Source organism: Streptomyces africanus (assembly GCF_002150735.1).
Lineage (GTDB): Bacteria > Actinomycetota > Actinomycetes > Streptomycetales > Streptomycetaceae > Streptomyces > Streptomyces africanus.
Map to the genome: position 1 here is coordinate 1 of NZ_MUKA01000544.1, position 5,755 is coordinate 5,755.

6 protein-coding genes are annotated in these 5,755 nt (G+C 67.5%); 4 read left to right on the top strand and 2 right to left on the bottom strand.

Going from position 1 to position 5,755, the window contains the following annotated elements; translation table 11 throughout:
* The 4 genes from CCL05_RS41765 to CCL05_RS41780 all read left to right on the top strand — a co-directional run.
* The coding region (locus CCL05_RS41765) for a VWA domain-containing protein (RefSeq protein WP_107400590.1) at positions 1-655 on the top strand (655 nt) is incomplete at its 5' end.
* A gap of 90 nt (positions 656-745) precedes the next feature.
* Positions 746-2,362, top strand: a complete 1,617-nt coding sequence (metG, locus tag CCL05_RS41770) for a methionine--tRNA ligase (protein ID WP_086565765.1) — start codon at positions 746-748, stop codon at positions 2,360-2,362.
* Between the two features lie 116 nt (positions 2,363-2,478).
* Positions 2,479-2,844, top strand: a complete 366-nt coding sequence (locus CCL05_RS41775; protein WP_020270419.1) for a PH domain-containing protein — start codon at positions 2,479-2,481, stop codon at positions 2,842-2,844.
* A 97-nt stretch (positions 2,845-2,941) separates the two neighbouring features.
* Positions 2,942-3,856 carry an RpnC/YadD family protein gene (locus CCL05_RS41780; protein ID WP_086565766.1) on the top strand — a complete coding sequence of 305 codons (915 nt, stop codon included), beginning with the start codon at positions 2,942-2,944 and terminating at the stop codon, positions 3,854-3,856.
* A gap of 69 nt (positions 3,857-3,925) precedes the next feature.
* Here the strand turns inward: CCL05_RS41780 and CCL05_RS41785 are convergent, their stop codons facing one another.
* Together CCL05_RS41785 and CCL05_RS41790 are read right to left on the bottom strand one after the other, a co-directional pair.
* Positions 3,926-5,269 (bottom strand): MFS transporter, encoded by a 1,344-nt coding sequence (locus CCL05_RS41785; RefSeq protein WP_086565767.1) that lies wholly within the window; start codon positions 5,267-5,269, stop codon positions 3,926-3,928.
* A gap of 170 nt (positions 5,270-5,439) precedes the next feature.
* Positions 5,440-5,755: peptidase associated/transthyretin-like domain-containing protein (locus CCL05_RS41790; RefSeq protein ID WP_483025085.1), on the bottom strand; the 316-nt coding region annotated here is incomplete at its 5' end.

A 5,755-nucleotide genomic window follows, 5' to 3' on the forward strand; every position in this document is an offset into this window, starting at 1 on the left:
CCCCCTCACCCGCGTCAAGACCCGCGCCCCCGGCCTCACCACCGCCTACAAGGCCGCCGCCACCACCCTCAAGCAGCACAGCCTCACCGGCACCCGAGCCAAGGTCTACCTCGTCCTCGACCGCTCCGCCTCCATGCGCCCGTACTACAAGGACGGCTCCGCCCAGGCCCTCGCCGAGCAGACCCTCGCCCTCGCCGCCCACCTCGACCCCGAGGCCACCGTCCCGGTCGTCTTCTTCTCCACCGAACTCGACGGCACCGGCGAGATCACCCTCACCGACCACGAGAACAAGATCGACGACCTGCACGCCGGCCTCGGCCGCATGGGCCGCACCAGCTACCACGCGGCAGTCGAGGCGGTCCTCGCCCACCACGGCAAGGAAGCGAAGCCCGAGACCCCGGCCCTGGTGATCTTCCAGACGGACGGCGCTCCCGACGCCAAGACCCCCGCCACCCAGTCCCTCACCGAGGCCGCCAAGACCCACCCCACCGTCTTCTTCTCCTTCGTCGCCTTCGGCGACCCGGAGAACAAGGCCTTCGACTACCTCCGCAAGCTCAAGACCCCCAACACGTCCCACTTCCTCGCCGGCGAAACCCCCCGCGAGCTCACGGACAAGGAGCTCTACGAGGGCGTACTGGCGAACTGGCGCCCGTAGACCCCCTGGGGGGTGGACAGCACACGCCAAGCCGTCCACCCCCCGAAACACGTGTGAGTCGATCTTCAACGGACCAGTAGGATTTCGACCATGGCGGCCACTGGATCCGAGAAGCAGGGGGCGAAGGCGTACTACGTCTCGACCCCCATCTACTACGTCAACGACGCTCCTCACCTGGGCCACGCCTATACGACCGTCGCAGGCGACGTGCTCACCCGCTGGCACCGCCAGCGCGGCGAGAAGGTGTGGTACCTCACCGGCACGGACGAGCACGGTCAGAAGATCATGCGCACGGCCGAGGCCAACGGGGTCACCCCCCAGGCGTGGGCCGACAAGCTCGTCACCGAAGCGTGGAAGCCTCTCTGGGAGCACCTGGAGATCGCGAACGACGACTTCATCCGCACCACGCAGAAGCGGCACACGGACCGCGTCCAGGAGTTCGTCCAGGACCTGTACGACAAGGGCGAGATCTACAAGGGCGGCTACGAGGGCCCGTACTGCGTCGGCTGCGAGGAGTACAAGCTCCCCGGCGAGCTCCTCGACGGCGAGGGCGAGTACGCGGGCCAGAAGCTCTGCCCGATCCACAAGAAGCCCGTGGAGATCCTCAGCGAGGAGAACTACTTCTTCAAGCTGAGCGAGTACGGCGAGAAGCTCCTCGCCCACTACGAGGCCAACCCCGGCTTCATCCAGCCCGAGTCCGCGCGCAACGAGGTCGTGAACTTCGTACGGCAGGGCCTGCAGGACCTCTCCATCTCGCGCTCGACGTTCGACTGGGGCGTCCCGGTCCCCTGGGACGACAAGCACGTGATCTACGTGTGGGTCGACGCCCTGCTGAACTACGCCACGGCGGTCGGCTACAACGAGAACCAGGCCAAGTTCGAGGAGACCTTCCCGGCCGACGTCCACCTGGTCGGCAAGGACATCCTCCGCTTCCACGCGGTGATCTGGCCCGCGATGCTGATGGCGCAGGGCCTCCCCCTGCCCGGCAAGATCGCGGCCAACGGCTGGCTGATGGTCGGCGGCGAGAAGATGTCGAAGTCGAACCTGACCGGCATCAAGCCGCAGGACCTGACCTCGCACTTCGGCGTGGACGCGTACCGCTGGTACTTCCTGCGCGCGATCGCCTTCGGCCAGGACGGCTCGTTCTCCTGGGAGGACTTCTCCGCCCGCTACACCAGCGAGCTGGCGAACGACTACGGCAACCTGGCGTCCCGCGTCGCGGCGATGGTCGGCAAGTACTTCGGCGGCGAGCTGCCGGCGTCGGCGGCCGACGGCGCCGCGGAGCAGGCGATCCACGAGGGCCTGGCGAAGGCCGTCACGGAGGCGGACCGCCGGATCGGTGAGGAGCTGGACTTCCAGGGCGGCATCCTGGCGGTCTTCGACTTCGTCAAGCAGGTCAACGGCTACATCACCGAGCAGGAGCCCTGGAAGGTCGCGAAGGACACCTCCGACGAGGGCAGGGCCCGCCTGGCCACGATCCTCTACACGGCCGCGGAGTCCCTGCGCGCCGTCGCGGTCCTCCTCAACCCGGTCATGCCGGAGACCTCCCAGAAGCTCTGGGACTCGCTCGGCGCGGAGGCCTCCCTCGGCGCCCTCGCGGACCAGAGGATCGGCGAGGCCGGCGAGTGGGGCAGGCTCCCGGCCGGCACGACGGTCACCAAGGGCGCGGTCCTCTTCCCGCGCCTGGAAGAGAAGCCGACGGCGTAACACGCTCGCTACAGCACGGGGCCCGGGAGAACGAGAACCTTCTCCCGGGCCCCGTGCTTTGCGAAGATCGCGGGAGACCGGCCACCCGGCCGCCATCACACATCCGGGGGACTCCCATGGCACTGTTCGGCAACGCCCACACCATCGACCCGGCATCGGCCCAGCACGACTACGCCCGCCTCCTCGGCCACGGCGAACAGGTCCACGCCGCGTTTCTCCTGATCCGCGACACCATCCTCTTCACCGACCGCCGCCTGATCCTGATCGACAAACAGGGCATCACCGGCAAGAAGGTCGAGTACCACTCGGTCCCCTACCGCAGCATCACCCACTTCGCGGTGGAAACGGCCGGCACCTTCGACCTGGACGCCGAACTCAAAATCTGGATCTCCGGCACCCCGACCCCCATCGAGAAGACCTTCACCAAGGGGGTCGACATCTACGAGGTCCAGGCGATCCTGACCCAGTTCGTGGCGAGGTAACGGCACTCCGTGAAGTGAACGTTTTTGCCGCTCTCGAAAGAGTGAACGCGGCTCGTTCGCCGAACACGCCGCCCCCTGGTGGACCTAGCTTGCGCGCATGGTCACATCAACCCATGAGACCTCGCACCGGATCTTCCAGGACCATCCGGAGGTACTCGTCCCCGTCTTCGAGGCACTGGGCCTGCCACCACCCGCGAAGGCGACGATCGAGGCGCTGACCCCTGACGCCACGGAGATCAAGCCGCTGGAACGCCGTGTGGACACGGTGCTGAAAGTCGAGCCGTCCGAGGGGGACAGCTTCCTCATCGCCGTCGAGGCCCAGACCGCCCGGACCCGTGGCAAGGGATCGAGCTGGTCGTACTACGTGGCGTATCTGCGCGCGAAGTTCGACCTGCCTGTGCTGCTCGTCGCGGTCTGCAGGGACCGGCGGACCGCATCCTGGGCGGCCGGCCCCTTCGAGTGCCGCGTAGGCAGTTGGACGACGCAGGCCACGCGTCCCTTCGTGCTCGGCCCGGACAACGTACCGTTGATCACCGACGAGTCCATGGTCGCCCGCGAACCGGCGATGGCTACGTTCTCGGCCATCGTGCATAGCGGCAGCGAAGACGCCCCCGCCATACTGGGCATGGTGGCCCGCGGCATGCGGTCGTTCGACAAGGCAACAGCGAAGTACTGGTGTGAATGGCTTGAAGTCGGGCTGGAGGACACTCCGGTCCGGGACACATGGAGAGAGCTGGAGAAGATGGTCGGCACTTACTTCCCGGGCAGGGGAACCCTCTTCGAGGAGACGTACCTGGAGGGCAAGGCCCAGGGCAGAGCAGAGGGCATGGCAGAGGGCAGGGCTGAAGATCGCACGGCGCTCATCCTCCGCGTGCTGGAAAAGCGCGGCATCCCCGTCCCTGAAGCCACCCGCGACCGCATCACCTCCTGCACCGATCTCGACACCCTCACCCTCTGGTTCGACCGCTCTCTGACGGCCACCGCGGTGGAGGATCTGTTCGCCGAGGACTGATCGCCTCCTGAAGAGGCCGCGGCCCGCTCCCCCGGCAAGGAGCGGGCCGCTGTCCGGAGTCGGCTCGGGTCAGCTCACGGCCGTCTTCCCCGTCACGCCCGGACGATCCCCGGCTCCCGCCCGCGGCCCCCTGTCGGTGTGCCGTACGAACGCCACGCCCAGCACCGCCAGGATCGACGCCGCCGACAGGGTGTACAGGCCCCCGTTCGTGCTGCCCGTCGTGTCCTTGAGGTAGCCGAACAGGGTGGGTGACACGAAACCGCCCAGGTTGCCGATGGAGTTGACCAGCGCCAGACCCGGCGCGGCGATCTTCAGGTCGAGGCCCGACTGGGCCATCGGCCAGAACAGTGTGGCCGCGCACTTGCCGCCGACCGCGGCGAGGGTGAGGGCGGCCAGGCCGAACCAGGGCGAACCGAGCGTGGCGAGGAAGGTGCCGATGGCCGACAGGACCAGGGCGATCGCCAGGTACGGGCGGCGGTCCCGGGCCCGGTCGGTGAAGTGGGCCATCGTGTACATCGCGATCACCGCGCAGATCCAGGGGATCGCCGACAGCAGGCCGATCTGGAAGGACGACAGTCCGCCGATCTCCTCCACCAGGCTCGGCAGCCAGAACGTGATCGCGTAGCCGGTGAGCGCCATCGCGAAGAAGACCGCGGTCAGGACGGCGACCTGGGGATGGAAGATCAGCTTCAGCCGCGACACCGACGGCGCCCGGTCACGCGCCTCCTTGTCCCGCGCCACCGCGTCGCTCAGCGCGTCCTTCTCCTCCTGCGTCAGCCACTTCGCGTCCTGGATCCGGGAGACGAGGAAGAACCCGGCGATGAAGCCGACCAGGATCGAGAAGGCCCCCTCCAGGGCGAACATCCACCGCCAGCCCGCGACACCGCCCGCGCCGTGCAGCTCCAGCAGCGCACCGGTGATCGGGCCCGTGACGATGTACGCCGTGGCCGACCCGCCCAGGAAGATCGCACTGGCCCGGCCCCGGCTGGAGTCCGGCAGCCACTGGGTGAAGTAGAGGAGCACGCCGGGGAAGAAGCCGGCCTCCGCGACGCCGAGCAGGAAGCGCAGGCCGTAGAACATCCACACGTTGTGGATGAAGCACATCGCCACGATCACCACACCCCAGGTGATCATGATCCGGGTCAGCCAGACCCGGGCCCCGAACCGCTCCAGGAGCATGTTGCTCGGCACCTCGAACAGGGCGTACCCGATGAAGAACAGGCCCGCGCCGAGCCCGTAGGCGGTGGCGCTCACCCCGACATCGGCCCGCAGTTCGTTCTGGACGAACCCCACGTTCGTCCGGTCCATCTGGTTGACCAGCAGCATGAGGACCAGGATCGGGAGCATGCGGCGCAGGAATTTGCCGACCGCACGCTGCTCGGCCTCGGGTATGGCTGTTGCGGCGTCTGACATCGTTGTCTCCCTCGATGTGCACATACGTGAACAGCAGTCACGTACGCGTTCTCGAAGGGGCTTTATGGAGGCTTAACTTCCGGGTCAACGGGTTGAGCAGAAGTACATATATGTGAATGTGGGGCGGAGGGCCGTCCACGTCCGCCCCACACACGTCCGTCAGACGTCCGTCAGCCCGTGGGATCGACACCCATGGTGAGGCCGGCGACGACGCCCTTCGCGATGGCGTTCTTCCGGTACTGGAGCTTCAGCAACCCGCCCTGGGCGCCGTTGCCCGGGTAGATGGTGTCCTCGTCGAGGGTCGTGCGAGTCGTGGTGTTGGTGGAGTACGGCTCGACCTCGGCGGAGGCCAGCACGGACTCCTCGTCGAAGAAGAGCTGACCGGTGTGGCAGGTCGTGCCGCCCTCGTAACCGGCGTCGGTCCAGGTGCCGTTCACATGCACCTTGGTGTGGATGTGCACGCAGCGGCCCTGGTACCAGCCGGGG

Coding starts and splice junctions, on each gene's coding strand:
- metG (WP_086565765.1), top strand. CDS start 746: ATGGCGGCCACTGGATCCGAGAAGCAGGGGGCGAAGGCGTACTACGTC.
- CCL05_RS41775 (WP_020270419.1), top strand. CDS start 2,479: ATGGCACTGTTCGGCAACGCCCACACCATCGACCCGGCATCGGCCCAG.
- CCL05_RS41780 (WP_086565766.1), top strand. CDS start 2,942: ATGGTCACATCAACCCATGAGACCTCGCACCGGATCTTCCAGGACCAT.
- CCL05_RS41785 (WP_086565767.1), bottom strand. CDS start 5,269: ATGTCAGACGCCGCAACAGCCATACCCGAGGCCGAGCAGCGTGCGGTC.